Origin of the sequence: Cupriavidus pauculus (assembly GCF_002858765.1) — a bacterium.
GTDB classification, from domain to species: Bacteria; Pseudomonadota; Gammaproteobacteria; order Burkholderiales; family Burkholderiaceae; genus Cupriavidus; species Cupriavidus pauculus_B.
In genome coordinates, this window is the sequence record NZ_PJRP01000005.1 from 303,720 (window position 1) to 328,016 (window position 24,297).

The following is a 24,297-nucleotide window of genomic DNA, read 5'->3' on the forward strand; positions in this document are numbered from 1 at the left end:
CTGGCGCCACAAAAGTTGCTTTGTCCGCCCGCCCAGGCACCCAGAAGCCGGCGCGGTGGAATCCACAAGAGGTGCAATGATGATCGCAATCACGCTGCCGGACGGTTCCCGTCGCGAATACCCCGGCCCCGTCACGGTGGCTGAAGTGGCGCAGAGCATCGGCTCGGGCCTGGCCAAGGCGGCGCTCGCCGGCAAGGTCGACGGTCGCATGGTCGATACGAGCTTCACGATCGATCAGGATGCGTCGCTGGCCATCGTCACGGACAAGGACGCCGATGGCGTCGACGTGATCCGCCATTCGACGGCCCACTTGCTGGCCTACGCCGTCAAGGAACTGTTCCCTGATGCGCAGGTGACGATCGGTCCGGTCATCGAGAACGGCTTCTACTACGACTTTGCCTACAAGCGTCCTTTCACGCCCGAGGATCTGGCCGCCATCGAGAAGAAGATGACGGAACTGGCCCGCAAGGACGAGAAGGTAACGCGCGAAGTCTGGAACCGCGACGAAGCGGTGGCGCTGTTCGAGTCGATGGGCGAGAAGTACAAGGCCGAGATCATCGCGTCGATTCCTGCCGACCAGGAAATCGGCCTGTATCGCGAAGGCAGCTTTGTGGATCTGTGCCGCGGGCCGCACGTGCCGTCCACGGGCAAGCTCAAGGTCTTCAAGCTGATGAAGGTGGCCGGCGCCTATTGGCGCGGCGACTCGAACAACGAGATGCTCCAGCGCATCTACGGCACGGCCTGGGCCAAGAAGGAAGACCAGGAAGCGTACCTGACGATGCTGGAAGAGGCTGAAAAGCGCGACCACCGCCGTCTGGGCAAGACGCTGGACCTGTTCCACCTGCAGGAAGAAGCGCCTGGCATGGTGTTCTGGCACCCGAAGGGCTGGAGCGTCTGGCAGGCTGTCGAGCAGTACATGCGCGGCCGGCTGACGGAGGCTGGGTACCAGGAAGTGCGTACGCCGCAGGTGATGGATCGTACTCTCTGGGAAAAATCCGGTCACTGGGAGAACTACAAGGAAAACATGTTCGTCACGGAGTCGGAAAAGCGCGACTACGCGATCAAGCCGATGAACTGCCCGGGACATGTCCAGATCTTCAACCACGGTCTGCGTTCGTACCGCGACCTGCCGCTGCGCCTTGCCGAATTTGGCTCCTGCCACCGCAATGAGCCGTCGGGCGCGCTGCATGGCTTGATGCGCGTGCGCGGTTTTGTGCAGGATGATGCCCATATCTTCTGCACGGAAGAGCAGATCGTCGAGGAAGCAAAGGCTTTCAACGAACTCGCGTTCTCGGTGTACGACGACTTCGGCTTCAAGGACATCAAGGTCAAGCTGTCGCTGCGCCCGGAAAAACGGGCTGGCTCGGATGCCGTCTGGGATCACGCCGAAGACGGCCTGCGCCTGGCGCTGCGCGCCTGCGGCGTGGAGTGGGAGGAGCTGCCGGGTGAGGGTGCGTTCTACGGTCCGAAGGTGGAATACCACATCAAGGACGCGATCGGCCGCTCGTGGCAGTGCGGTACGCTGCAGCTCGATCTGGTGCTGCCGGAGCGCCTGGGCGCCGAATACGTCTCCGACGACAACGGCCGCAAGCGCCCCGTCATGTTGCATCGTGCCATCCTGGGATCGTTCGAGCGCTTCCTGGGCATCCTGCTGGAAAATCACGCGGGTGCGCTGCCCGCCTGGCTGGCCCCGGAGCAGGTGGTGGTCATGAATATCGCCGATTCGCAGTCGGAATATGCCGAAAGCGTCGTGCAACTCTTGCAAAAACAAGGGTTTAGGGCCAAGGCGGATTTGCGTAACGAGAAAATTACGTATAAAATCCGCGAGCACTCGCTCCAGAAGATTCCCTACCTGCTAGTGGTGGGCGACAAGGAGCGGGATGCCAATCAAGTGGCCGTGCGTGCCCGAGGCAATGTGGATCTGGGTGTCATGCCCGTTTCCGCGTTTGTGGAACGTCTTCAGAACGACGTTGCCAGCAAAGCCTGAGGGTGTGAAGCACGGCTTGTTTTTTTGTCTTCTTGAGGTAACGGAACATCGCTACAGACAAAGGTCACCGTATCAACCGGGAAATCAGCGCGCCTGAGTTGCGCCTGGTAGGGGTTGATAACGAGCAGCTCGGCATCGTCAAGTTCATGGACGCACTGCGCATGGCCGAGGAGAAGGACTTGGATCTGGTGGAGATCGCGCCTAACGCGGCTCCTCCCGTGGCCCGCATCATGGACTACGGCAAGTTCAAGTACGAGGAAGCCAAGCGCGCCCATGAGGCCAAGCTCAAGCAGAAGATCATCCAGGTCAAGGAAGTGAAATTCCGTCCTGGCACGGATGATGGCGACTACAACGTCAAGCTGCGCAACCTGCGTCGCTTCCTGGAAGAAGGGGATAAGACCAAGATCACGCTGCGTTTCCGCGGTCGTGAGATGGCCCACCAGGAAATCGGCGCGCGCGTGCTCGAGCGTCTGAAGGCTGATCTGGAAGACCTGGGTCAGGTCGAGCAGATGCCGAAGATGGAAGGTCGCCAGATGGTGATGGTGCTGTCTCCCAAGAAGAAGAAGTAATTCCTGCGTGGGGCGACGGTCGGGATGCCGGGGGTATCCTGGCGTTGTCCTGTGCGGAAGCAGTGCGTGGTTACGGGGTTTGCGCCCCGGTGCTGCGTACAAAAACAAGTGAGTGCGGGTCTTGCAAGCGATGGCGTGAGTCATCCACCTGCATGCATGTCATAGAGCTGGAGTTTTTCATGCCTAAGATGAAGACCAAGAAAAGCGCTTCCAAGCGCTTTACGGCGCGCCCGAACGGTTCGTTCAAGCGCGGCCAGGCCTTCAAGCGTCACATCCTGACGAAGAAGACCACCAAGAACAAGCGTCAACTGCGCGGCACCCAGGACGTCCATGAGACGAACCTGAAGTCCGTTCGCGCGATGATGCCTTACGCATAACCCCAAACGATAACGAAAGGAGTATTACATGCCTCGAGTAAAGCGTGGGGTCACTGCACGGGCCCGTCACAAGAAGGTTATCGACGCTGCCAAGGGTTACCGCGGCCGTCGCAATAATGTCTACCGTATCGCCAAGCAGGCGGTCATGCGTGCTGGCCAGTACGCGTACCGCGATCGTCGCAACAAGAAGCGCGTGTTCCGCGCTCTGTGGATTGCACGTATCAATGCCGCGACGCGTGAGCATGGCATGACCTACAGCGTGTTCATGAACGGCCTGAAGAAGGCTTCGATTGAACTGGACCGCAAGGTTCTGTCGGACATGGCCATCCATGACAAGCCTGCCTTTGCCGCCATCGTCAACCAGGTGAAAGCCACCGTTGCCTGATGCCGGCTGCGGAAGCGCGTAAAGCGCTTCCGGGCAAGCACCGACCGCAAGGTCTGCTGAAACGGGGCTCCTCACCGAGCCCCGTTTTCATTTCAAATGCCGTGCCGAATGCGGGCTGTTCCGACGCTGAGGACGGCATCTGAAATGACAATGCATCGCCCGGTGCGATACGTAACGCCACAGATCGCTACGTACCGCGCCCGGCGGCAGTGCCAATCCTTCCTATGCACCATCCACGTACCGTCCACGTATAGCCGTCATGTCCCTGGATCTGGATCAAATCGTCGCCGACGCACAGGCCGCCTTCGCCGCCGCCAACGACAACGCCACGCTGGAAAACGAAAAGGCCCGCTTCCTGGGCAAGACCGGCGCGCTGACCGAACTGCTCAAGGGCCTCGGCAAGCTGGACCCGGAGGCCCGCAAGACCGAGGGCGCCCGTATCAACCAGGTCAAGCAGCAGGTGGAGGGTGCGCTGCAGGCGCGCCGCCAGGCGCTGGCCGATGCACTGATGAACGCGCGCCTGGCCGCCGAGGCCATCGACGTGACGCTGCCCGGACGCGCCGTGGCGCGCGGCAGCGTGCATCCCGTCATGCGTACGTGGGAGCGCGTGGAGCAGATCTTCGGCTCGATCGGCTTCGACGTGGCTGACGGCCCCGAGATCGAAACCGACTGGATGAACTTCACCGCGCTGAACAACCCGGACAACCATCCGGCGCGTTCGATGCAGGACACGTTCTACGTGGACGGCCGCGACAGCGACGACAAGCTCCTGCTGCTGCGTACCCACACCAGCCCGATGCAGGTGCGCTACGCCCGCATGCACGTGCAGAAGTACGCCGGCAAGGCGATGCCGCCGATCAAGGTGATCTGCCCCGGCCGCACCTATCGCGTGGACAGCGATGCCACGCACTCGCCGATGTTCAACCAGGTGGAAGGTCTGTGGATTGGCGAGGATGTCAGCTTTGCCGACCTGAAGGGCGTCTATACCGATTTCCTGCGCAAGTTCTTCGAGCGCGACGATATCCAGGTGCGCTTCCGCCCGTCGTACTTCCCGTTCACCGAGCCGTCGGCAGAAATCGACATGGCCTTCGGCAACGGCAAGTGGCTGGAGATCTCCGGCTCGGGTCAGGTTCACCCGAACGTGCTGCGCAACATGGGCCTGGACCCCGAGCGCTACATCGGCTTCGCGTTCGGCTCCGGCCTGGAGCGCCTGACGATGCTGCGCTATGGCATCAATGACCTGCGCCTGTTCTTCGAGGGCGACGTGCGCTTCCTGCGCCAGTTCGCCTGATCGTCGCGGCCTGCTGCCCGCACATCGTCACTGACATTACAGAATACCTACCGGATCAGAAGCGCCATGCAATTCTCGGAATCCTGGCTTCGCACATTCGCCAATCCTGAAAAGATCTCGACCGACGCGCTGTCGCACAGCCTGACCATGGCCGGCCTCGAAGTGGAAGAGGTTGGCCCGGTTGCGCCGCCGTTCAACAAGATCGTGGTGGCCAGCGTGCTGGCGACCGAACGCCATCCCAATGCCGACCGACTGAACGTTTGCCAGGTGGACGTCGGCACTGGCGAGACGCTGCAGATCGTTTGCGGCGCGCCCAACGTGAAGCCGGGCATCAAGGTGCCTTGCGCGCTGGTGGGCGCCGTGCTGCCGCCGGCGGAAGAGGGCGGCAAGCCGTTCGAGATCAAGGTGGGCAAGCTCCGTGGCGTGGACAGCTTCGGCATGCTCTGCTCGGCCCGCGAACTCAAGTTGTCGGAAGATCAGGGCGGCCTGCTGGTGCTGCCGGACGATGCGCCGGTGGGGCAGGACATCCGCCAGTACCTGGATCTGGACGACCAGATCTTCACGATCAAGCTGACGCCGAACAAGGCAGACTGCCTGTCGATCCACGGCGTGGCGCGCGAAGTGTCGGCCCTGACCGGTGCCGCGCTGACGCTGCCGGACATGTCGCCGGTAGCCGTGACGCTGCAGGACAAGCTGCCGGTGAAGATCTCGGCGCCCGACCTGTGCGGCCGTTTCTCGGGCCGTATCATCCGCGGCGTGAACGCCCATGCGGCCACGCCGGCATGGATGGTCCAGCGCCTGGAGCGTTCGGGGCAGCGCAGCATCTCGGCGCTGGTCGATATCTCGAACTACGTGATGCTCGAACTGGGCCGACCGTCGCACGTGTTCGACCTGGACAAGATCCACGGTGGCCTGGACGTGCGCTGGGGCCGCAAGGGCGAACAGCTCAAGCTGCTGAACGGCAATACCGTCGAGGTGGACGAGCAGGTTGGCGTGATCTCCGACGACAAGGAAATCGAAAGCCTGGCGGGCATCATGGGCGGTGACAGCACCGCCGTGTCGCTCGACACCACGAATATCTATCTGGAAGCCGCGTTCTGGTGGCCCAATGCCATCCAGGGCCGCGCGCGTCGCTACAATTTTTCGACCGATGCAGCGCATCGCTTCGAGCGTGGCGTGGACTACGCCACCACGGTCGAGCACATCGAGCGCATCAGCGCGCTGATTCTGGAAATCTGCGGCGGGCAGGCTGGCCCGGTGGACGACCAGATCGTCAACCTGCCGCAGCGCAAGCCGGTGGCCCTGCGCGTGGCGCGCGCCGAGCGGGTGCTCGGTATCGAACTGTCGTCGGCGGAAATTGCCGATGTGTTCCAGCGCCTGAACCTGCCGTTCACGCGTTCGCAGGGCGCCGAAGGCGAAGTGTTTGAAGTGACGCCGCCGAGCTACCGCTTCGACATCGAGATCGAGGAAGACCTGATCGAGGAAGTGGCGCGGATCTACGGTTTCGAGCGCATCGTGGCCCGTCCGCCGATCGCCGAGAGCGAAATGCGTCCGACCAACGAAGGCCGTCGCTCGCAGCACGTGGTGCGCCACGCGCTGGCCGCGCGCGACTTCAACGAGGTGATCAACTTCGCCTTTGTGGAAGAGCAGTGGGAGCGCGACTTTGCGGCCAACGACAACCCGATCCGCCTGTTGAACCCGATTGCGAGCCAGCTGGCCGTGATGCGTTCCACGCTGATTGGTGGCCTGGTCGACAAGGTGCGATACAACCTCAACCGCAAGGCAGCGCGCGTGCGCTTGTTCGAGGTGGGCCGCGTGTTCCATCGCGACGCAAGCGTGGTCGATGGCGGCCTGACCGTGGCCGGCTACCGCCAGCCGATGATGGCAGCGGGCATCGCCTACGGCCCGGCATTCGAGGAGCAATGGGGCGTGGCGACGCGCCCGGTGGACTTCTTCGACATCAAGGGTGATGTGGAAGCGCTGTTCCACCCGCGTACGCTGCGCTTTGAGCCGGTGGCTCACCCCGCGCTGCACCCGGGCCGCGCTGCCCGCGTGATCATCGACGGCAAACCTGTCGGCGTAGTGGGTGAAATTCACCCGCGCTGGCTGCAGGAATACGAGCTGACCAACGCGCCGGTGGTGTTCGAGCTGGAGCTTGATGCGCTGCGCGACGTGGGCCTGCCGGTCTACACGGAAACCTCCAAGTTCCCGGCGGCCGTGCGTGACCTGGCTGTGGTGGTCAAGCAGCAGGTGCGCGTGCAGGACATGATCGATGCCATGCGCGCGGCGCTGGACAAGGCCGGCTCTGGCCACTTTGTTCAGAGCCTGGTGCTGTTCGACGAGTTCCGTCCCAAGGCGGCGTCGGCGTCAATTGGCGCCGATGAGAAAAGTCTTGCCTTCCGGGTAACGTTGCAAGATACTGGGGCGACCCTCCAGGACGAGACAGTCGACAGCGCGGTGCGTTGCATGGTCGACGCGCTGACGACGGGCTTTGAAGCCCGTCTGCGCGGTTAAGCCACCATCGCAGTTGGAGCGCCCGGGCACAGCTCCCGGGCGGATCGCCAGACAGATTCAAGAGAGCGATCAAGGATGAACGATCGAGACGCGATTTCCATGAATGCTGCAGACCTGGGCGAGGCAAGCGACCGGCACGCTGCCTCCTTCGATGATGCATCGCCGGAAGCCCGCGCTACCGAGGTGCCTACCCTGACCAAGGCCGAACTGGCAGAGATGCTGTTCGACCAGGTTGGCCTGAACAAGCGCGAATCCAAGGATATGGTCGAGGCTTTCTTCGACGTGATTCGCGAAGCCCTGGAAAAGGGCGATAGCGTGAAGCTGTCCGGCTTCGGCAACTTCCAGTTGCGCGACAAGGCGCAACGCCCCGGCCGCAATCCCAAGACGGGCGAGATCATTCCGATCACCGCGCGCCGTGTGGTGACGTTCCACGCCAGCCAGAAGCTCAAGAGCCTGGTCGAGGAACGCGCCGATCTGGCGCTTCCTGGCTGACGGCATAGCAGGGCCTGGCGCCACGCGCACAGCGTGAGCGTCAGCGGCCTGTTGATCGATGACCGTCGCGGCGCGCAGACATCTGTATCAAATTGCCACATCGGTTGGATTGCCCGAGGCGGTGGCTGTCTGTATCCTGCAATGCCGCGCGCGCGTCGCGCCAACCGAGTCTCGCCCCTGACAGGGCTGACATCAGCTTCCCCATCGCATGACGGAAAAATCCAGCGAGCGCGTCGCGCTGCCGCCGATTCCCGCGAAACGCTATTTCACGATTGGTGAAGTGAGCGAGCTTTGCGCCGTCAAGCCGCATGTGCTGCGCTACTGGGAGCAGGAGTTTACGCAGCTCAAGCCAGTGAAGCGCCGTGGCAACCGGCGCTACTACCAGCACCATGAAGTCCTGCTGATCCGGCGTATTCGCGAACTGCTCTACGAGCAGGGCTTCACCATCAATGGTGCGCGCAACCGGCTGGATGAAGGACGCCATCATGGCGTCGTCACCATGCCGGCAGAGACGATCGATGCGGAACCCGATGCCGCGGCGCAACCGGCGAAGTTGTCGGTCGACCTGAACACGCTGCGCGGCGACCTGGTGGAAGTTCAGCATCTGCTGGCCCAACTGAAGCAAATCGCGCAGCACGAATAAATTACCTGCCAACCACTAGCCATTGCGGTTGGCTCTGATATAATCTCTTTCTTCTTCGGGGCGTAGCGCAGCCTGGTAGCGTACCTGCATGGGGTGCAGGTGGTCGGAGGTTCAAATCCTCTCGCCCCGACCAGATATAAAACCCGCTTGGTGTATAGCCAAGCGGGTTTTTCATTTGTGGCGCGGGGTCGCGATTAAAGGAAAGTCGCCGGACCCGAACGCCACCGAGCCTCCAATGAATATCTCGGTTGTTCCCTCGGAACCATTCGCGGATAAGCGTGACGTGGTGGGCCAGGTTGCCGTGCTTCTCCTGTATCCATTCGCAAAATTTCCTTACATCTCAGACATTGTTCTGCGTGCTTGATGGTCTAGCCTTAACCCCATTCATCAAACTTCATCAAACTCATGAAATGCCGCACGACGGATTCGTATCGTGCGGCTGGATTTTACTGATGACCTGGCGTGACGTTTTATTGATTGGTTGTGGATGGGTAGGTGCCTGCGTGGCCGCGGGGTGGATTCTGACCGCGGCGGTCAGGGTGTTCGGGTGAACCGTCCCGAATCTCACTGCGCTTTTGATACCAGCACCGGATCGTTCCGGTAGAGGTCCGGGAACATCTTCTTCAGGTTGCCGATTTTCGGCAGGTCGTTGAAGACGATATACATGTCCCGCGGATTCCGTGCCAGATAGTCCTGGTGATAGCTCTCGGCGGCGTAAAACGGCTTGTTGGGCTCCACGCGCGTCACGATCGGTGACGGCCAGGCCTTGGTGCCGCCCAGCTGTGCAATATAGGCTTCGGCAATCGATTTCTGCTCCGGCGTGAGCGGGAAAATGGCGGAGCGATACTGCGTGCCGTGATCCGGCCCCTGATAGTTCAGTTGCGTCGGATTATGGGCCACCGAGAAAAAGACCTGCAGCAGCTTGCCGTAGGTGATTTGCGTGGGGTCGTAACGGACTTCCACAGATTCGGCGTGTCCGGTATTGCCGGTGCCCACCTTCTCGTATTGCGCCGTATTGGCCGCGCCCCCCGCGTAACCGGATGTGACCAGTGTTACGCCACGTACATGCTGGAACACGCCCTGCACGCCCCAGAAGCAGCCGCCCGCGAAAACCGCCGTAGCGGAATGGCTGGCCCCGGCTTTCTCGTCGACGGACGGGGCGGGGATTCTTACGGCATCCTCGGCTGACAGGGCGGGCACCCGATAGGTGGTGGCGATGGCCGCGACGAAGGCGAGCCCCATCATCTTGAGCGTGGTAGGGCGGGTCCAGCGTTGCAGCGTGGTAATGGCAGTCATGGTGTTGTTCCTTTCGCTGTCGAAATCAGGGTGAATCGCTTGGGGCGCGTTATTTGCGTGAGTTGGCCGGTCGCGTCGATCAGCCGAACGTGAATGCATAGGCCTGTACGCCGGGGTCGAGAAACTCGATGGCAAAGGTGCGGTCGCGGATATCGCCGTCCTGGCGCACTAACTGGTAGAGCCGTTGGTCGGTGACCCTGCCGGTGCCGTCGGCCGCCACGTCCGTACCGTGTGACGCGCCTGGCGACTGGCCGTCGATCGTCACGCGGAAGCGCACCGGCTTGCCGTCGCTGCCGGGGCCCAGCACCAGATGCAGATCGCGGGCGTGGAAGCGGTAGACGATGCGGCCGTCTGGCTTCACCAGCGATGCGTGCTCGTCTCCGACATTCCACTGGCCAGCCAGGCCCCACTGGTTCAGCGCGGGCTTGGCCGGTGCGCTGTAGTCCTTGGCGGCGTCTTGGCGGGCGCCGCCGGGCGAGGCGAAGTTCTCGGCCCGGGCGTAGCCGACGTAGGTTTCCGGCGACTGCACGGCCTTTGCGTCGGCGGCCATTTCCACGCCCTGGACCCCGTCCTGTGCCACGCCCTGCGCGGCCCCGGTGCTGGCAGCGGCCATCTTGCCCACATCGCCGTGGCCGGCTTCGGCCAGCAGTTCGCGGATGACCTGCTCAGACTTGTCGTATTCGCCTTCGCCGAAATGGTGGAAGCGCACGCGTCCCTGGGCGTCGATGAAGTAGTGCGCGGGCCAGTAGTTGTTGTTGAACGCGCGCCAGATGGCGTAGTTGTTGTCGATCGCAACCGGATACGTCACGCCAAGGTCCTTCGCGGCCTTGCGAACGTTGTCGATATTGCGCTCGAAGGCGAACTCGGGCGCATGCACGCCGATCACCACCAGCCCCTGGTCGCGATACTTCTCGGCCCACGCCTTCACGTACGGCAGCGAGCGCAGGCAGTTGATGCACGAGTACGTCCAGAAGTCGACCAGCACGACCTTGCCGCGCAGGGCCTCGGCCGTCAGCGGCGGCGAATTCAGCCACGCGACGGCGCCATCGACACCCGGAAACTTGCCTTCGACCGGCAGGTTCGACGCATGGTCGGCCACCGCACGCATCATCATCGACCCGCCCGAAGCCTCGGGCCTGGCCGACATCGCCATGGAGTTCTGGGCCATGGCCTGGGGCTTGGCCTGCATCATCATCGCGCCGCCAGCGCTGTTGCTGCTGTCCTTGCGGCCGGCGAACGCATCGACCAGCCGCTGTTCCAGGCCGCCGGTTGCCACGGTGGAAATGCGCGTGAGGATGCCGGTATCCAGCCCGAGCGCGATGGCGACCACGCCCAGCAGCATGGCGGCGCCGATGCCGCGCCGGATCCATTCGCCGGCGCCCAGCGACCGCTTCATGGCGGCAAACACGCGGCCGCCGACCAGCAGCGCCACGGCCAGCGAGGTAGCGGCCCCGGCGGCATAGGCCAACAGCAGCAGCGTTGTGCCGATGCTGGCGCCCTGCAGCGCGGCCCCCGTGAGCACGAGTCCGAGGATCGGGCCCGCGCACGGCGCCCAGAGCAGGCCGGTGGCAATCCCGAGCAGGAACGACGACGCCGGGCTCGCCGGGCGCCCGTCCGCCTGGGCGAAGTTCGTCAAACGGCTGCCGGCGCGTACCAGCGGCTGGGTCAGTCGTTCGGCCAGGCTTGGCAGCAGCAGCGTCACGCCGAACACGGCCAGCAACGCGATGGCCAGCCAGCGGCCGAATTCATTGGCCTGTGCCACCCAGCCGCCGCCCACGGCAGCCAGCGTGGCCACCCCGGCGAACGTGATGCCCATGCCGGCCAGCAGGGGCAGGCCGCTGCGTACGAACGGCTGGTCGGCCCGCGCGAAGACGAACGGGAGGACGGGCAGGATGCAGGGGCTCAGGATCGTCAGGACCCCGCCCAGGTAGGCAAGTATCAGCAGCAACATGGCGTGGTGCTCGTGGTCAGTGGTTGGGGGTGTCGCGGGGCCGGCGCGTCAACGTCAGGCTGCCGCCGGCCGGAAGGTCATCGCCACGCCGTTCATGCAGTAGCGCAGGCCGGTGGGCTTGGGGCCGTCATCGAAGACATGGCCCAGGTGACCGCCGCAACGGTGACAATGCACGGCCGTGCGGATCATGCCGAACGTCACGTCCTGGGTGGTGCCCACTGCATTGGTCAGCGGGGCCCAGAAGCTGGGCCAGCCGGTGCCGCTGTCGAACTTGGTATTCGACGAGAACAGGTCGAGCTGGCAGCCCGCGCAGGCAAAGACACCCTTGCGGTGCTCGTCGTTGAGCGGGCTGCTGAACGGCCGCTCCGTCCCCTCCTGCCGCAGCACGTTGTACTGGGCCGCCGAGAGCTTCTTGCGCCAATCGGCGTCGCTCATGGTGACCTCGAACTTCTCGGGCGCCTGGGGCGCCGTGCCGGCAGTGGCCGGGCCGGCCAGCAATCGCCAGCCGCCCATGGCGGCCACCGCGGCGGTCAGGGTGCCGCCGGACAGCAGAAAGCGTCGGGTGATGCGCATGGTGGACTCCGTGCTCAAGAAGGGGTGATCGGATGGTAGGCAACGGGGCGTATCGGAGTCCTCGCAGAACCTTAAACAATTCGTGATAACTGCCTCGGGTGGATTTCTGCACAATAGCGACACATTCAAGATTTCCCGATTTCCCTCAGTCCCTGCCAACCCGGTGCAACATGGAACACCCCAAACGGATCCTGCTGGTCGAAGACGATGCCGGCATTGCCAACGTGCTGGCCATGCATTTGCGCGACGAGCGCTACGAGGTGGTACATAGCGCCGACGGCGCCGAAGGGCTGCGCCTGCTGGAGCAGGGCGGCTGGGATGCGCTGGTGCTGGACCTGATGCTGCCGGGCGTGGACGGGCTGGAGATCTGCCGGCGGGCACGTGCCATGACGCGCTACACGCCGATCATCATCACCAGCGCGCGGTCCAGCGAAGTCCACCGCATCCTGGGGCTGGAACTGGGGGCCGACGATTACCTGGCCAAGCCGTTCTCGGTGCTGGAACTGGTGGCGCGCGTCAAGGCGCTGCTGCGGCGCGTGGAGGCGATGGCCCGCGACGTACGCACCGATGCGGGCAGCCTGGAACTGGCCGGCCTGGCCATCGACCCGCTGGCGCGCCAGGCGTCGGTCGATGGTCGGCGCCTTGACCTCACGCCGCGCGAGTTCGACCTGCTGTACTTCTTCGCGCGCCATCCGGACAAGGTTTTCTCGCGCATGGACCTGCTCAACGCGGTCTGGGGCTACCAGCACGAGGGTTACGAACACACCGTGAACACACATATCAACCGGCTGCGCACCAAGATCGAGGCCGATCCGGCGCGGCCGATGCGCATCCTGACGGTCTGGCGCCGGGGCTACCGGTTCGTGGCCGACCCCGCTGCCGCGCCATTGGGGGGCGAGGGCAATGAGGGTGACAAGGGCGACAAAGGCGACAAGCGCCAAGAGGGGGGCGCATCGTGAACCTGTCGCTGACCCAGCGTCTGTCCGCCGTATTCGCCGCGCTGCTGCTGGCCTGCTGCGGCGCGTCGGCCTGGCTGCAGGTGCGTGCCAACGCGATGCACGAGAAAGAGGTCGTCCAGAACCTGTCGCGCGGCCTCGCTGCCTACATCGCGCGCAATGCCTTGCTGGAGGACCAGAGCGCCATCGCGCCGCAGGCGCTGCGCCAGCTGTTCGGCCAGTTGATGGTGGTGAATCCGAGCGTCGAGGTTTACCTGCTCGACGACCAGGGCCATATCCGTGGCCACGATGCGCCGAGCGGCCACCTGATCCGCGATCAGGTGGATCTGACGCCGGTCAAGAAGCTGATCGACGGCGGCGCGCTGCCGATCCTGGGCGACGATCCGCGCAGCGCCTCCGGGCGCAAGGTGTTCAGCGCCGCGCCGTTGCGGCAGGGCGGCTATATCTACGTGGTGCTGATGGGCGAAGCGCACGACCGGCTGGCCGCGCGCGCGTCACAGGATTCCGTCATGCGTACGACGCTGTGGTCGATGGCGCTGGTGGCCGCGCTGGGCCTGATCGCCGGCCTGGTGGCGTTTGCGCTGATCACGCGGCCGCTGCGTCGGCTGACCAACGAGATCCGGCAGTTCGAGTCCGGCGATGCCTATACCACTGGCGACCCGCAAGCGACGCCGGCCGATCCCGTGCCGCGCGACGAAATGGCGGCGCTGGAATCGGCGTTTCGCCAGATGTCGGCTCGCATCGACAGCCAGTGGCGGGCGCTCAAGCAGCAGGACCAGGAGCGGCGCGAGATGGTGGCCAATATCTCGCACGACCTGCGCACCCCGCTGACGTCGTTGCACGGCTATCTGGAAACCTTGTCGGTCAAGGCCGACAGCCTGAGCGCGGACGAACGCCAGCGCTACCTGGCCATTGCGCTGGCGCAGAGCGCCAAGGTGGGCGGGCTGGCACAGGCGCTGTTCGAGCTGGCGCGGCTGGAGCATGGCATGGTGCAGGCCGTGCCCGAGGATTTTTCGATGGTTGACCTGACGCAGGATGTACTCGAAAAATTCGCCTTGCCCGCCGAGGCGAAGCACCTGCAACTGCGCGCCGGGGTGCCGCCGGCGTTGCCGGCCGTGTCGGCCGACCTCGGCATGATCGAACGCGTGCTGACCAATCTGCTGGACAACGCGATCCGGCACACGCCGGCCGGCGGTACGGTCGAGATCGACCTGGCCAGCCAGGATGGTCGGGTGGCGGTCACGGTCAGCGATACGGGGCCGGGTATTCCGCCGGCGCTGCGCGAATCGATCTTCCAGCGGCCGTTTCCGTCGGGTGGCGCACACCGGGGCGGCGGCCTGGGCTTGCTGATCGTGCAGCGCATGCTGCAGCTGAACGGCAGCCAGGTGAAGCTGGTGGACCGGCAGGGCGGAACGACGCTGACGTTTGCGCTGCGGGCGGCGGGCCGCTAGGGCTTATGGTTGGGGTGTGATGGTTGGCATGCGCCGGCGGGCCTTTCCTTCGTCACGGAAGCCGGGCAGACTGTGGCCTCTCAGCTTTGAGATATCGCAAAAACGCCATACACGGAGAAAAACCATGCAAACCAGCGCGCGTAACCAGTTCTCGGGCGAAGTCGTGCAAGCCACGGCAGGTGCCGTCAATGACGAGATCGTGATCAAGCTGGCCGGTGGCCAGCAGATCGTGGCCACCGTCACCCACGACAGCGCGGCACGCCTGGGCCTGACGCAGGGCAAGAAGGCCGTGGCGTTGGTCAAGGCCACGTCGGTCATCGTGATGGTCGACGCCGACGCCAACAAGGTTTCGGCCCGCAACGTGGTACAGGGCAAGGTCACCGAGTTGACCAAGGGGGCCGTCAATGCCGACCTGACGATCACCGATGCCAGCGGCCTGGCCGTGTCCGCCATCATCACCAACAACAGCGTCGATCGCCTGGGCCTGGCCGTGGGCAAGGCCGCTGCGGCCATGTTCAAGGCGTCGAGCGTGATCGTCGGCATCGACGCCTGATCGCCTGATCGCCACCTCCGCCTTCCGCCCCTTTCCCGCACGCGGGCGAGGGGCGTGCCAGGGCTCGACCAGCGCAATCCGGACGATCCAGCCCGCGCCTTCTATCCCAGGCGCTCGCGCAGCCAGCCGACGAATGCCGCGATGTCGGCGTGCATGCCGGCGCAAGCCTGGCGCTCGGCCGGCACCGCCCTCAGTCCGCCGTCGAACGCCGTAAAGCCATACGGCGCCACCAGCGCGCCCGAATCCAGTTCGCCGCGAATCAGCCGCTGCTCCACCAGCGCCACCCCCAGCCCCGCCAGCGCGGCCTGAATGCACAGATGGGTATGCGGAAACGTCAGCCCGCCGTTGGGCGCGATGCGCTTGCCGGTCTTTGCCTCCCATTGATCCCACGCACTCGACGTGAAATCGTGGGTGATCCGTACCCCGTTGGCGATCCGTTTTGCGTGGTCCGGCGTGCAGACGGGCCCAAACAGGACGGGCGCCAGCGGCATGGCGCGCTGCTGGTCGGCGGCGGGGTAGGAAGACAGATCCCACGCGATCACCACGTCGGCGCCTTCGGTGCGCATCTCGCGGGCCGACGTCATCGATAGCCGAATCCGGATATCGGGGCGGACGCGATAGAAATCCGCCAGTTCCGGCACCAGCCAGCGCATCGCGAAGGTGGCGCTGCAGGCCACATGCAGCGTGGGGCCGCGCGCCTGATCGAGGACGCGGCCGTAGCCTTGTTCGAGCTGCTCGAACACCGCGCGCACCACATCGTAGAACGCATGGCCGTGGTCGTTGAGCCGGACGCCGGTGCCATCGCGCTCGAACAGCTCCACGCCGGCGTGGTCCTGCAACTGGCGCAACTGCCGGCTGACCGCGCCGTGGGTGCGGCACAGTTCCTCGGCAGCGCGCGTGACCGAACCGGTGCGGGCCGTGGCCTCGAACGCGCGCAGCGTGGACATCGGGGGCAGGATGCGCATGGTGATTTGTGAGAAAAGCTGACGAATTCAGGAAAATAACTCGATATTCGTCGGGCAGGAAGGTCTTTACGATCCATCCATCGATATTTTTCTCACGAAGTTCTCACAGGGGGATTTGGCATGGCGCGGATCGTGGCGGTGGCGGGACTGGAGGTGCTGGACAGCCGGGGCAACCCGACCGTCGAGGTGGAAGTGGTGCTGGACGATGGCGCCAGCGGCCGTGCCATCGTGCCGTCGGGGGCGTCCACCGGGGCGCGTGAAGCGCTGGAATTGCGCGATGGCGACCCGCGCCGCTTTCTGGGGCGGGGCGTGTCGCGTGCCGTGCGGGCGGTCGACTCCACGCTGCGCGATGCGCTGCTGGGGCGCGATGCCCGCGATCAGGCGCAGGTCGACACGATCATGATCGATATGGATGGCACGCCTGACAAAAGCAGGCTGGGCGCCAACGCCATGCTTGGCGTGTCGCTGGCCGTGGCACGGGCCGCAGCCGCCTCGAAGCAACTGCCGCTGTTCGCCAGCCTGGGCGGTGACCGCGCCACGCTGTTGCCGCTGCCGTTGATCAACGTCATCAACGGCGGTGCCCACGCCGACAACGCGCTCGATTTTCAGGAATTCATGATTGCCCCGGTGGGCGCGGCCACATTTGCCGATGCCGTGCGGGGTAGCGCCGAGGTCTTCCATACGCTGCGTGGCCTGCTCAAGGCCGAGGGTCACAACACGAACGTGGGTGACGAGGGCGGCTTCGCGCCCGCGCTGCGCACCGCGGAGTCGGCGCTGGACTTCCTGGTCGAAGCGATCGGCCGGGCCGGATACCGCGCAGGCCAGGACATCGCGCTGGCCCTGGACCCCGCCGCGAGCGAGCTGTATGCCGACGGCCAGTATCGCTATGCAGGGGAAGGCGTCACGCGTTCGCGCGTCGAGCAGGTGGACTATCTGGTCGGGCTTGCAACGCGCTATCCGATTGTGTCGATCGAAGATGGCATGACCGAGGACGATGCGGAAGGCTGGCAGTTGCTGACGCAGCGACTGGGCAAGCGTTGCCAGTTGGTGGGTGACGATGTGTTCTGCACCCATCCCACGCTGCTGCGCGAAGGCGTGGATCGGCATATCGCCAATGCGATCCTGGTCAAGCCCAACCAGATTGGCACGCTCAGCGAAATGCTGGAAACGGTACGAGTGGCCCATGGCCATGGCTATGCCGCAGTGATGTCGCATCGCTCCGGCGAGACCGAGGATGTCACGATTGCCGATTTGGCCGTGGCCACCCGCTGCGGGCAGATCAAGACCGGGTCGTTGTCGCGCGCGGATCGTACGGCCAAGTACAACCAGTTGCTGCGCATCGAGCGCATGCTCGGGGGGCGGGCCCTGTATGCGGGCGGGTCAGCGTTGCGGCGTTGATGCGCCAGGGTGGATAAACCGCCGCCGCGACCCGAAGCCCTGAACCCCGCGCCCCAGCCATCTATAGCAGCGCGAAGCGGGCGGCCTGCGGCCCCACCACCGCCGGGCGGCTGACGGGATACCGATGATGATCGCCGCCGGCCTCGAACGACAGGTAGTCCGGTGTCCAGCGCAGGCCGCGCAGGAAGCGGGTTTCCAGGCCATCGACGACAATCGCGCCGCCCTGCACGGTGACGCTGTCACAAGGCAGGCGCAGCAACTCGGCATCGTCACCGAAGTAATGGGCTTCCAGCAGGATCGAGGCGGCTTGGTAGGCGGGCATGAGGGTCCAGGTGCAGCGGTTCGGATACTGTATAAACATACAGTAGTATAGCGGCCTTGCCTCGCCGCTGCACGTGCCGAATTCTCAATTTTCCCCACCGGTCTTCGATTCAGAAAAGTCTCGCTTCGACGACATTGGGCCGCGCCGGCGGCACATCCATGCCCTCCCACCGCTGACCCTTCGCCAGATTGGTATAACCTGAAGTGCAGGAACCTCCGATCTTCCGGCGTCTCTCGACATCGGAGAGACGTCTCGAAGCGGGAGGCTGCGCATGCTGGAAAGGGATAGCAGGACGTGCTGGTTTGCTGCGGGGTTGCTGACGGGTGCCATCACGGCTGGCGTATGTGCATGGCTGGGCGTCGAACGGGCGCGACGCGACAGGTTGCCGGTCGGGACGTCGGGCGCGGCCGGCGCCAATGATGGCGATGAGGCCGATGAGGCAGAGGATCGTCCTGTCAGGCCGATGCGTTCGGTGGCCGCGTCGCACCAGACCGACGGCGGGTCCGACATGTTCGAGTACCGTGGGTTTGTCGTGCATCTGTTCTGGCAGGCCCTGGCGCCGGAGCGTTATCGCGCGTGGTGCGATATCTGGGAAGCCGGGGCGGTCGTGCAGGAAGCGGGCGGTCCGCCGGCCACGTTTCTGAGTGCGCCCGAAGCGCGGCTGGCGGCGGGCGCATGGGCACGTCACTGGGTACAGAACAATGGCTAGACAGTCACGCCATCCCGCCGACGTGGGGCGTGATTCATGCATGGGCGCGGTGTGACCCGCGATGCGTGCGTGATACGATGACTCGCTTCATTTGGAGTTCATGATGTTTGTCTGCCAGAACCAGCCTTGCGGTGCGCAATGGGCACCCGACGAGGTGGAGATCCGGAACGAAGGGCAGGGCCCGCTGTTTCGCTGCCCGCTATGTGGCGCGCGCAATCACCTGGAGGCCCGCAAAGGGCCGGACGGCGCGCCCAGATACCGCCAGGTTCCTCGCGCTCCCGCCGCTGCGGCGCCGGAGCGTCCGTCCAGGCCGGCGCCTCACCGTGGAAAACGGCACTGATCCCGCCGCGCAAGAGGGGCACCGTCAATCGCGATAGCGATGTCACCTCAAGGCGGCGCGGTCTTGGGCCGTTAAGACAATCATGGACATTAGCGATATCTCTCACGATGCCGCCTCCAATGCCGAAGTCATTGGATGGTCGGGTGCATCCCCACAGGTCATTGCCAGAGTGCTGAACACCGCGCTGGCCGCGCAGGATCTCTCGGGCTTTGCCGCGCTGCTGTCTGACATCGCACGAGACCGCGGCCTCAAGGGGGCGCGCGGCACGCATCAGTCGATCTACGACATGCCGTATGCGAGCCTGCTGCCGCGCCAGAAGCATTTGCTGGCCGATGCGTTCGATCTGTTCCTGCGCCTGGGGCTCGAGTTCCGCGCGCGCGGCGACGGGGCGAACGATGATCTGACCGACGATGGCGACGACGCGCCGCCCCTGCGCGATATGGACGACGACGACGTCATCGACGACGACTGAAGCCGCCACATCCCGAACCGTCGTACGCCGTGCTTCACCTCATACGACTGTTTGACCACCCCACCTGCCGGCCCGCCTGAGCGCGGGCCGTTTCCATTGGCGGTGCGATCGATGCGCGCGCCGGTGTCAGGCGCGTTCCAGCAGGCCGATTTCCCTGACGGCCACCGACAGCATCGACAACGCCGCCGCGCCGGACACTCCCGACGCGCGCTGGTCGGTCAGCATCTGCGCGTAGCGGTCCAGTGCTACCTGACGGCTGCCGCGCCAGCCGTGGATCATCGCCGCCGCATCGTCGCTGTCCTGCGCCTGCGCCAGCACGCTGGTGGTCAGCGCGCGCTTGAGGCGGCCCAGGTCTTCCAGCGTGGTGGTGCGCGCGAGCAAGTCCCAGTGCGTATCGGCCGGCAGTGACAGCGCGCGTTCGCGTAGCCAGCCGAAGTTCAGCTCGGTGTCGAGTGCGAAGTAGACCGCCGCCACCGCCCCCAGGCTGCGATGGCACGCCGCCGCCACCTCGGCAATGTCCAGCGCGGCTGCGGCGGTGTCGCTGGCCGCCACGCGCAGCGCGAGGTCGTCGTCGACACCGGCCTCGGTCAGCGACAGCGCCGCATCGGCCATGGCCTGCGAGGTCTCGGGTGGCAGCAGCGTGGCCAGTTGCGGCGTCAGCCACTGCGCGGCCTCCATGAAACGCGTTGCACCCGGCTCGACGGTGCCGCCGCCTCGCAGGTAGCGCACGAACCATAGTGTGGCGCGCTCCAGCAGCCGGCCCAGCGCGCCGAACATGCGCGCCTGGACGGCGTCGTCCACGCGATTGTCGAGTGCGTCGATGCGTTCCCACAGCGCGGTCAGCCCGAACACGTCGCGCGCCAGCAGGCAGGCGCGCACGATGTCGGCGGGCCGGGCATCGGTCTCTTCCATCAGCCGGTGGACGAACGTGGCGCCGATGCGGTTCACCAGCATGTTGGTCAGGTGCGTGGCCAGGATCTCGCGCCGCAGCGGATGCCGCTGCATGGCCGCCGCATGCTGCTGTTGCAGCGGCTTCGGGAAGTAGTCGATCAGCAGGCCCGCCACCAGTGCGTCCTCGGGCAGGTCAGACACCAGCAGTTCGTCGTAGAGCCACATCTTGCTGTAGGCCAGCAGCACCGCGCGCTCGGGCGATGTCAGGCCCTGGCCCAGCGACTTGCGTTCGGCGATGTCGGTGTCGGGCGGCAGGAATTCGAGCGGACGGTTGAGGCGGCCCGCGCGTTCCAGCCAGCGGATCAGCCGGCCTTCGGCATCCACCAGCGTCGGCGCCTCGCGCCCGGCCACCGACAGCGCCTGGGTCTGGTAGTAGTTGTCCTCCAGCACCAGCAGGCCCACTTCGTCGGTCATCTCGGCCAGCAGCTTGTTGCGCTGCTTCTCGGTCATCTCGCCATCGGCCACCACCAGGCCGAGCAGGATCTTGATGTTGACCTCGTGGTCCGAGCAATCGACGCCGGCCGAGTTGTCGATGGCGTCCGTATTGATGCGGCCGCCGTTGCGCGCGAACTCGATGCGGCCCAGCTGCGTGAAACCCAGGTTGCCACCTTCGCCCACCACCTTGCAGCGCAGTTCGTTACCGTTCACGCGAATCGCGTCGTTGGACCGGTCGCCGGCCTGCAGGTGCGTCTCGGTGCTGGCCTTGACGTACGTGCCGATGCCGCCGTTGTAGAGCAGATCCACCGGCGCGGTCAGGATCGCGTGCATCAGTTCGTTCGGCGACAGCGTCGTGGCCTGGATGCCCAGCACGGCCTGCACTTGCGGCGACAGCGGAATCGTCTTGGCCGTGCGCGGGAATATGCCGCCACCGGCCGAGATCAGCGCGGTGTCGTAGTCGGCCCAGCTGGAGCGCGGCAGGTCGAACAGGCGCTGGCGCTCGGCCAGCGTTCTGGCGCAATCGGGATCGGGGTCCAGGAAGATATGCCGATGGTCGAACGCGGCCAGCAGCTTGATATGGGGCGACAGCAGCATGCCGTTGCCGAACACGTCGCCCGACATGTCGCCCACGCCCACCACCGTGAACGGCGTGGTCTGGATGTTGACGCCCATTTCGCGGAAGTGCCGCTTGACGCTTTCCCACGCCCCGCGCGCCGTGATGGCCATCTTCTTGTGGTCGTAGCCGACCGAGCCGCCCGACGCGAAGGCGTCGTCGAGCCAGAAGCCGTACTCGGCCGAAATCGCATTGGCATAGTCCGAGAACGTGGCCGTGCCCTTGTCGGCTGCCACCACCAGGTAGGGGTCGTTCTCGTCGTGGCGCACCACGTCGGGCGGCGGCACCAGCTGGCCCGACACCAGGTTGTCGGTCAGGTCCAGCAGGCCGCGCAGGAAGGTCTGGTAGCAGGCGACGCCCTCGGCCAGGAAGGCGTCACGATCGGTGGCCGGCGGCGGGCGCTTGACCACGAAGCCCCCCTTGGAGCCCACGGGCACGATCACCGTGTTCTTGACCATCTGGGCCTTCATCAGGCCCAGCACCTCGGTGCGGAAGTCTTCGCGGCGGTCCGACCAGCGCAGGCCGCCGCGCGCCACGCGTCCGCCGCGCAGGTGCACGCCTTCCACGCGCGGCGAATAGACCCAGATCTCGAACATCGGGCGCGGTTCGGGCAGGCCCTGCACCAGCGCCGGATTAAACTTGAACGACACGTACGGGCGCGACTGCCCGTCCGTCCCGCGATGAAAATAGTTGGTGCGCACCGTGGCGTTGATCACGTTCAGGAACAGCCGCAGGATGCGGTCCTCGTCCAGGTTGGGCACCTGGTCGAGCGCGGCGTCGATATCGGCCAGCCATTTGTGGATGCGCGGGTCGCCGGTCTTTTCCGCGTTGTCGGAGGCCATGGCGGGGGCGGGCACGGTGGCGGTGGCCGGGTCGAAGCGCGCCAGGAACAGCGACACCAGCATCGCCGCGATATTGGGGTTGGCCGTCAGGGCCCGTTCGATATACGCGTTGCTGAACGTGGAGCCCACCTGGCGCAGGTACTTGGCGTAGGCGCGCAGGATGGTCACGTCGCGCGCCGCCAGGCCCGCGCGCAGCACCAGCCGGTTGAAGTCGTCGTTCTCGATCTCGCCGTTCCAGGCGCGGGCGAAGGCGTCCTCGAACAGCGGCTTGATCTTCTCGATATCGACGTCCAGCGGCTTGCCGTCGGGGTCGGCCGCGATCTCCAGGCCGAAGTCGTGGATCCACACGGGCTCGCAGCCGTCGGGCTCGATCAGGTAGGGCCGTTCCTCGTCCACGCGCACGCCCAGGTGTTCCAGCATCGGCAGGCTCAGCGACAGCGCGATGGGTTCGCCGGCGCGGTACACCTTGAAGCGGAAGGCGCCCGATGCGGCCTCGATCGGCCGGTACAGGTTCATCGCCAGCTTGCTGGGATGCTGGCGCGCGTGTTCCATCAGCTCGATATCGCGCACGGCGGTGCGGGCTGCGTAGTCTTCCCGAAAGCCGGCCGGGAACGAATCCCCGTAGCGGCGCAGCAGGCGGTTGCCTTGTTCCTCGCCGCGGCTGTCGTGCAGCGCCTGCGCCAGATCGTCCTGCCAGCGGCGCGTGGCCTGCACGATCTTCTCTTCGAGTTCGCGCGTGTCGACCTCGGGCATGGTGCCGGGCTGGCCGCGTACCGTCAGCTGGATGCGCGCCAGCGGCGATTCCGACAGTTGCGGCGTGAATTCGCAACTGGTGCCGTTGAACGACTGCACCAGCAGCTTCTGGATGCGCTGGCGCAGGTCGGTGTTGTACTTGTCGCGCGGCACGAAGACCAGGCACGAGATAAAGCGGTCGAAGCGGTCGCGCCGCACGAACAGCCGTGTGCGCTGGTGTTCCTGCAGGCGCAGGATGCCCAGCGTGATATCGAACAGCTCGTCCTCGTCGGCCTGGAACAGTTCGTCGCGCGGATACTGCTCCAGGATCGTCACCAGCGACTTGTACAGGTGGCCTTTGGTCAGGAAGCCAGCCCGCTGCAGGATGTTGGCGCACTTGCGGCGCACCAGCGGAATCTCGCTGGTGCTCACCATGTAGGCCGTGGACGTGTACAGGCCCACGTAGCGGCGCTCGCCGAACAGCTTGCCGTTGGCATCGAGCAGCTTCACGCCGACATAGTCGAGATAGCCCGGACGATGCACGGTGGATCGAGAGTTGGCCTTGGTGATGAAGATTGGCGACGCGCCTTCGATGATGGCGCGTGCGGCCGGCGGCAGGGGCGTGACGTCGTCGGTGCCCGGGTCGCGCAGGGCCTCGCGCAGGATGCCCGCGCCCGAGCCTGCCACGCCGCGCAGGAAGTACTGGCCGTCGCGCGATACCAGTTCGTAGTCGCGCTGGCCCAGGAACGTGAAATGGTCGTCCAGCATCCACTCCAGGAACGCCCGCGCCTCGGCCGATTCCGGCGTGCCGGCGTCGGCCGTGTGGGCCATGCCGGCCACGGTTTCCTGGGCGATCTGGCGCATGCGCGGCCAGTCTTCCACGGCCGCGCGCACGTCGCCAAGGGCTGCGCCAATGCCCATGCGCAGCGCGTCGAGCCGGGTGGCCTCGCCAGTGCGGTCTACTTCAAAATGGATGAACGATTCGAGCCGGCAGCTATCGGTGCTGGCCTCGGTGCCGCCCAGGCCGATGCTCTCGATCGCGCCGCGCGCGTCGCGGCAGACGCGGAACACCGGGTGGATGGCCGAATGCAGGGTCAGCCCGTGACGGTTGATTTCCATCGCCACGGAGTCCACCAGGAACGGCATGTCGTCGTTCACGATCTCGATGATCGTGTGGTCGGAATGCCAGCCATGTTCTTCCAGGTTCGGATTGTACACGCGCAGCCGCGCGGCGCCCGAAACGAATTTCTGTGCTGTCTGCCAGTGCGCCATCACGGCGCCATACAGGTCCGCCACGTCGCGCGCCAGCAGGTCTTCGGCATCGGCCAGGTCGTAGTAATGCCGGAACAATGGCTCGACGATGGCGAACGTGGCGGCGGGCAGGCGCTCACGGGCGAATGCAACCAGATCATCGAGCAGTTGCGCAACCTTTTCTTCGTTCTCCGGGGGCATGGCCTCTCCTCGGTGTTCTCGGTGG

At 65.2% G+C, this 24,297-nt stretch carries 21 protein-coding genes and 1 tRNA gene; 16 read left to right on the plus strand and 6 right to left on the minus strand.

Annotation, left to right across the window (positions count from 1 at the left end):
- Positions 1-79 precede the first annotated feature (79 nt).
- From thrS to CYJ10_RS14115, 9 genes are all read left to right on the plus strand, one after another.
- Positions 80-1,987, plus strand: coding sequence for a threonine--tRNA ligase (gene thrS, locus CYJ10_RS14075; protein WP_101682161.1), 1,908 nt, complete (start codon positions 80-82; stop codon positions 1,985-1,987).
- Between the two features lie 47 nt (positions 1,988-2,034).
- Positions 2,035-2,556, plus strand: coding sequence for a translation initiation factor IF-3 (gene infC, locus CYJ10_RS14080; protein ID WP_101682092.1), 522 nt, complete (start codon positions 2,035-2,037; stop codon positions 2,554-2,556).
- A 179-nt stretch (positions 2,557-2,735) separates the two neighbouring features.
- Complete coding sequence (gene rpmI / locus CYJ10_RS14085) at positions 2,736-2,933, plus strand: 50S ribosomal protein L35 (RefSeq protein WP_006575466.1); 198 nt, start codon at positions 2,736-2,738, stop codon at positions 2,931-2,933.
- A gap of 28 nt (positions 2,934-2,961) precedes the next feature.
- The gene (rplT, locus tag CYJ10_RS14090) at positions 2,962-3,318 is read left to right on the plus strand and encodes a 50S ribosomal protein L20 (protein WP_008650487.1); all 357 of its coding nucleotides are present in this window, start codon (positions 2,962-2,964) and stop codon (positions 3,316-3,318) included.
- Positions 3,319-3,583: 265 nt separating this feature from the next.
- On the plus strand, positions 3,584-4,609 hold the full coding sequence (gene pheS, locus CYJ10_RS14095) for a phenylalanine--tRNA ligase subunit alpha (RefSeq protein ID WP_180862935.1): 1,026 nt from the start codon (positions 3,584-3,586) through the stop codon (positions 4,607-4,609).
- 66 nt (positions 4,610-4,675) lie between these two features.
- Complete coding sequence (pheT, locus tag CYJ10_RS14100; RefSeq protein WP_101682093.1) at positions 4,676-7,123, plus strand: phenylalanine--tRNA ligase subunit beta; 2,448 nt, start codon at positions 4,676-4,678, stop codon at positions 7,121-7,123.
- 75 nt (positions 7,124-7,198) lie between these two features.
- Positions 7,199-7,615: an integration host factor subunit alpha gene (locus CYJ10_RS14105; protein ID WP_101682094.1), complete on the plus strand. Its 417-nt coding sequence runs from the start codon at positions 7,199-7,201 to the stop codon at positions 7,613-7,615.
- Between the two features lie 208 nt (positions 7,616-7,823).
- On the plus strand, positions 7,824-8,258 hold the full coding sequence (locus tag CYJ10_RS14110) for a MerR family transcriptional regulator (RefSeq protein ID WP_101682095.1): 435 nt from the start codon (positions 7,824-7,826) through the stop codon (positions 8,256-8,258).
- A gap of 56 nt (positions 8,259-8,314) precedes the next feature.
- A tRNA-Pro gene (locus tag CYJ10_RS14115) sits at positions 8,315-8,391 on the plus strand.
- Between the two features lie 431 nt (positions 8,392-8,822).
- Here CYJ10_RS14115 and msrA read toward each other — a convergent pair.
- From msrA to msrB, 3 genes are all read right to left on the minus strand, one after another.
- Positions 8,823-9,554, minus strand: a complete 732-nt coding sequence (msrA, locus tag CYJ10_RS14120) for a peptide-methionine (S)-S-oxide reductase MsrA (protein ID WP_101682096.1) — start codon at positions 9,552-9,554, stop codon at positions 8,823-8,825.
- 79 nt (positions 9,555-9,633) lie between these two features.
- Entirely contained in the window at positions 9,634-11,505 is a 1,872-nt protein-coding gene (locus CYJ10_RS14125) for a cytochrome c biogenesis protein DipZ (protein ID WP_101682097.1), read from the minus strand.
- Between the two features lie 54 nt (positions 11,506-11,559).
- Entirely contained in the window at positions 11,560-12,078 is a 519-nt protein-coding gene (gene msrB, locus CYJ10_RS14130) for a peptide-methionine (R)-S-oxide reductase MsrB (RefSeq protein ID WP_101682098.1), read from the minus strand.
- A gap of 170 nt (positions 12,079-12,248) precedes the next feature.
- On the opposite strand from msrB, the gene CYJ10_RS14135 reads away from it, so the two are divergent.
- The 3 genes from CYJ10_RS14135 to CYJ10_RS14145 all read left to right on the plus strand — a co-directional run bounded on the left by CYJ10_RS14135 (position 12,249) and on the right by CYJ10_RS14145 (position 15,038).
- Complete coding sequence (locus CYJ10_RS14135) at positions 12,249-13,037, plus strand: response regulator transcription factor (RefSeq protein ID WP_101682099.1); 789 nt, start codon at positions 12,249-12,251, stop codon at positions 13,035-13,037.
- A complete protein-coding gene (locus tag CYJ10_RS14140; RefSeq protein WP_101682100.1) occupies positions 13,034-14,485 on the plus strand; it encodes a sensor histidine kinase in 1,452 nt (483 codons plus the stop codon). Before CYJ10_RS14135 ends, CYJ10_RS14140 begins: the two co-directional genes overlap by 4 nt.
- Before the next feature lie 124 nt (positions 14,486-14,609).
- Positions 14,610-15,038: a TOBE domain-containing protein gene (locus CYJ10_RS14145; RefSeq protein WP_101682101.1), complete on the plus strand. Its 429-nt coding sequence runs from the start codon at positions 14,610-14,612 to the stop codon at positions 15,036-15,038.
- A 101-nt stretch (positions 15,039-15,139) separates the two neighbouring features.
- Here CYJ10_RS14145 and CYJ10_RS14150 read toward each other — a convergent pair whose 3' ends face one another.
- Positions 15,140-16,003: a LysR substrate-binding domain-containing protein gene (locus CYJ10_RS14150; protein ID WP_101682102.1), complete on the minus strand. Its 864-nt coding sequence runs from the start codon at positions 16,001-16,003 to the stop codon at positions 15,140-15,142.
- A 120-nt stretch (positions 16,004-16,123) separates the two neighbouring features.
- Here CYJ10_RS14150 and eno point away from each other — a divergent pair, with 120 nt between their 5' ends.
- Positions 16,124-17,401, plus strand: coding sequence for a phosphopyruvate hydratase (gene eno, locus CYJ10_RS14155; RefSeq protein ID WP_101682103.1), 1,278 nt, complete (start codon positions 16,124-16,126; stop codon positions 17,399-17,401).
- A 61-nt stretch (positions 17,402-17,462) separates the two neighbouring features.
- Here the strand turns inward: eno and CYJ10_RS14160 are convergent, their stop codons facing one another.
- Positions 17,463-17,723 carry a hypothetical protein gene (locus CYJ10_RS14160; RefSeq protein ID WP_101682162.1) on the minus strand — a complete coding sequence of 87 codons (261 nt, stop codon included), beginning with the start codon at positions 17,721-17,723 and terminating at the stop codon, positions 17,463-17,465.
- Positions 17,724-17,994: 271 nt separating this feature from the next.
- Between CYJ10_RS14160 and CYJ10_RS14165 the strand changes: the two genes are divergently transcribed.
- The 3 genes from CYJ10_RS14165 (at position 17,995) to CYJ10_RS14175 (ending at position 19,244) form a co-directional block, all read left to right on the plus strand.
- Positions 17,995-18,432 (plus strand): hypothetical protein, encoded by a 438-nt coding sequence (locus tag CYJ10_RS14165; protein ID WP_101682104.1) that lies wholly within the window; start codon positions 17,995-17,997, stop codon positions 18,430-18,432.
- A 103-nt stretch (positions 18,433-18,535) separates the two neighbouring features.
- A complete protein-coding gene (locus CYJ10_RS34725) occupies positions 18,536-18,772 on the plus strand; it encodes a hypothetical protein (protein WP_101682105.1) in 237 nt (78 codons plus the stop codon).
- An 82-nt stretch (positions 18,773-18,854) separates the two neighbouring features.
- Positions 18,855-19,244: a hypothetical protein gene (locus tag CYJ10_RS14175; protein ID WP_101682106.1), complete on the plus strand. Its 390-nt coding sequence runs from the start codon at positions 18,855-18,857 to the stop codon at positions 19,242-19,244.
- 126 nt (positions 19,245-19,370) lie between these two features.
- Here CYJ10_RS14175 and CYJ10_RS14180 read toward each other — a convergent pair whose 3' ends face one another.
- Positions 19,371-24,272: an NAD-glutamate dehydrogenase gene (locus CYJ10_RS14180; RefSeq protein ID WP_101682107.1), complete on the minus strand. Its 4,902-nt coding sequence runs from the start codon at positions 24,270-24,272 to the stop codon at positions 19,371-19,373.
- Between the last annotated feature and the right edge of the window lie 25 nt (positions 24,273-24,297).

Coding starts and splice junctions, on each gene's coding strand:
- thrS (WP_101682161.1), top strand. CDS start 80: ATGATCGCAATCACGCTGCCGGACGGTTCCCGTCGCGAATACCCCGGC.
- rpmI (WP_006575466.1), top strand. CDS start 2,736: ATGCCTAAGATGAAGACCAAGAAAAGCGCTTCCAAGCGCTTTACGGCG.
- rplT (WP_008650487.1), top strand. CDS start 2,962: ATGCCTCGAGTAAAGCGTGGGGTCACTGCACGGGCCCGTCACAAGAAG.
- pheT (WP_101682093.1), top strand. CDS start 4,676: ATGCAATTCTCGGAATCCTGGCTTCGCACATTCGCCAATCCTGAAAAG.
- CYJ10_RS14105 (WP_101682094.1), top strand. CDS start 7,199: ATGAACGATCGAGACGCGATTTCCATGAATGCTGCAGACCTGGGCGAG.
- CYJ10_RS14110 (WP_101682095.1), top strand. CDS start 7,824: ATGACGGAAAAATCCAGCGAGCGCGTCGCGCTGCCGCCGATTCCCGCG.
- msrA (WP_101682096.1), bottom strand. CDS start 9,554: ATGACTGCCATTACCACGCTGCAACGCTGGACCCGCCCTACCACGCTC.
- CYJ10_RS14125 (WP_101682097.1), bottom strand. CDS start 11,505: ATGTTGCTGCTGATACTTGCCTACCTGGGCGGGGTCCTGACGATCCTG.
- msrB (WP_101682098.1), bottom strand. CDS start 12,078: ATGCGCATCACCCGACGCTTTCTGCTGTCCGGCGGCACCCTGACCGCC.
- CYJ10_RS14135 (WP_101682099.1), top strand. CDS start 12,249: ATGGAACACCCCAAACGGATCCTGCTGGTCGAAGACGATGCCGGCATT.
- CYJ10_RS14145 (WP_101682101.1), top strand. CDS start 14,610: ATGCAAACCAGCGCGCGTAACCAGTTCTCGGGCGAAGTCGTGCAAGCC.
- CYJ10_RS14150 (WP_101682102.1), bottom strand. CDS start 16,003: ATGCGCATCCTGCCCCCGATGTCCACGCTGCGCGCGTTCGAGGCCACG.
- eno (WP_101682103.1), top strand. CDS start 16,124: ATGGCGCGGATCGTGGCGGTGGCGGGACTGGAGGTGCTGGACAGCCGG.
- CYJ10_RS14160 (WP_101682162.1), bottom strand. CDS start 17,723: ATGCCCGCCTACCAAGCCGCCTCGATCCTGCTGGAAGCCCATTACTTC.
- CYJ10_RS14165 (WP_101682104.1), top strand. CDS start 17,995: ATGCTGGAAAGGGATAGCAGGACGTGCTGGTTTGCTGCGGGGTTGCTG.
- CYJ10_RS34725 (WP_101682105.1), top strand. CDS start 18,536: ATGTTTGTCTGCCAGAACCAGCCTTGCGGTGCGCAATGGGCACCCGAC.
- CYJ10_RS14175 (WP_101682106.1), top strand. CDS start 18,855: ATGGACATTAGCGATATCTCTCACGATGCCGCCTCCAATGCCGAAGTC.
- CYJ10_RS14180 (WP_101682107.1), bottom strand. CDS start 24,272: ATGCCCCCGGAGAACGAAGAAAAGGTTGCGCAACTGCTCGATGATCTG.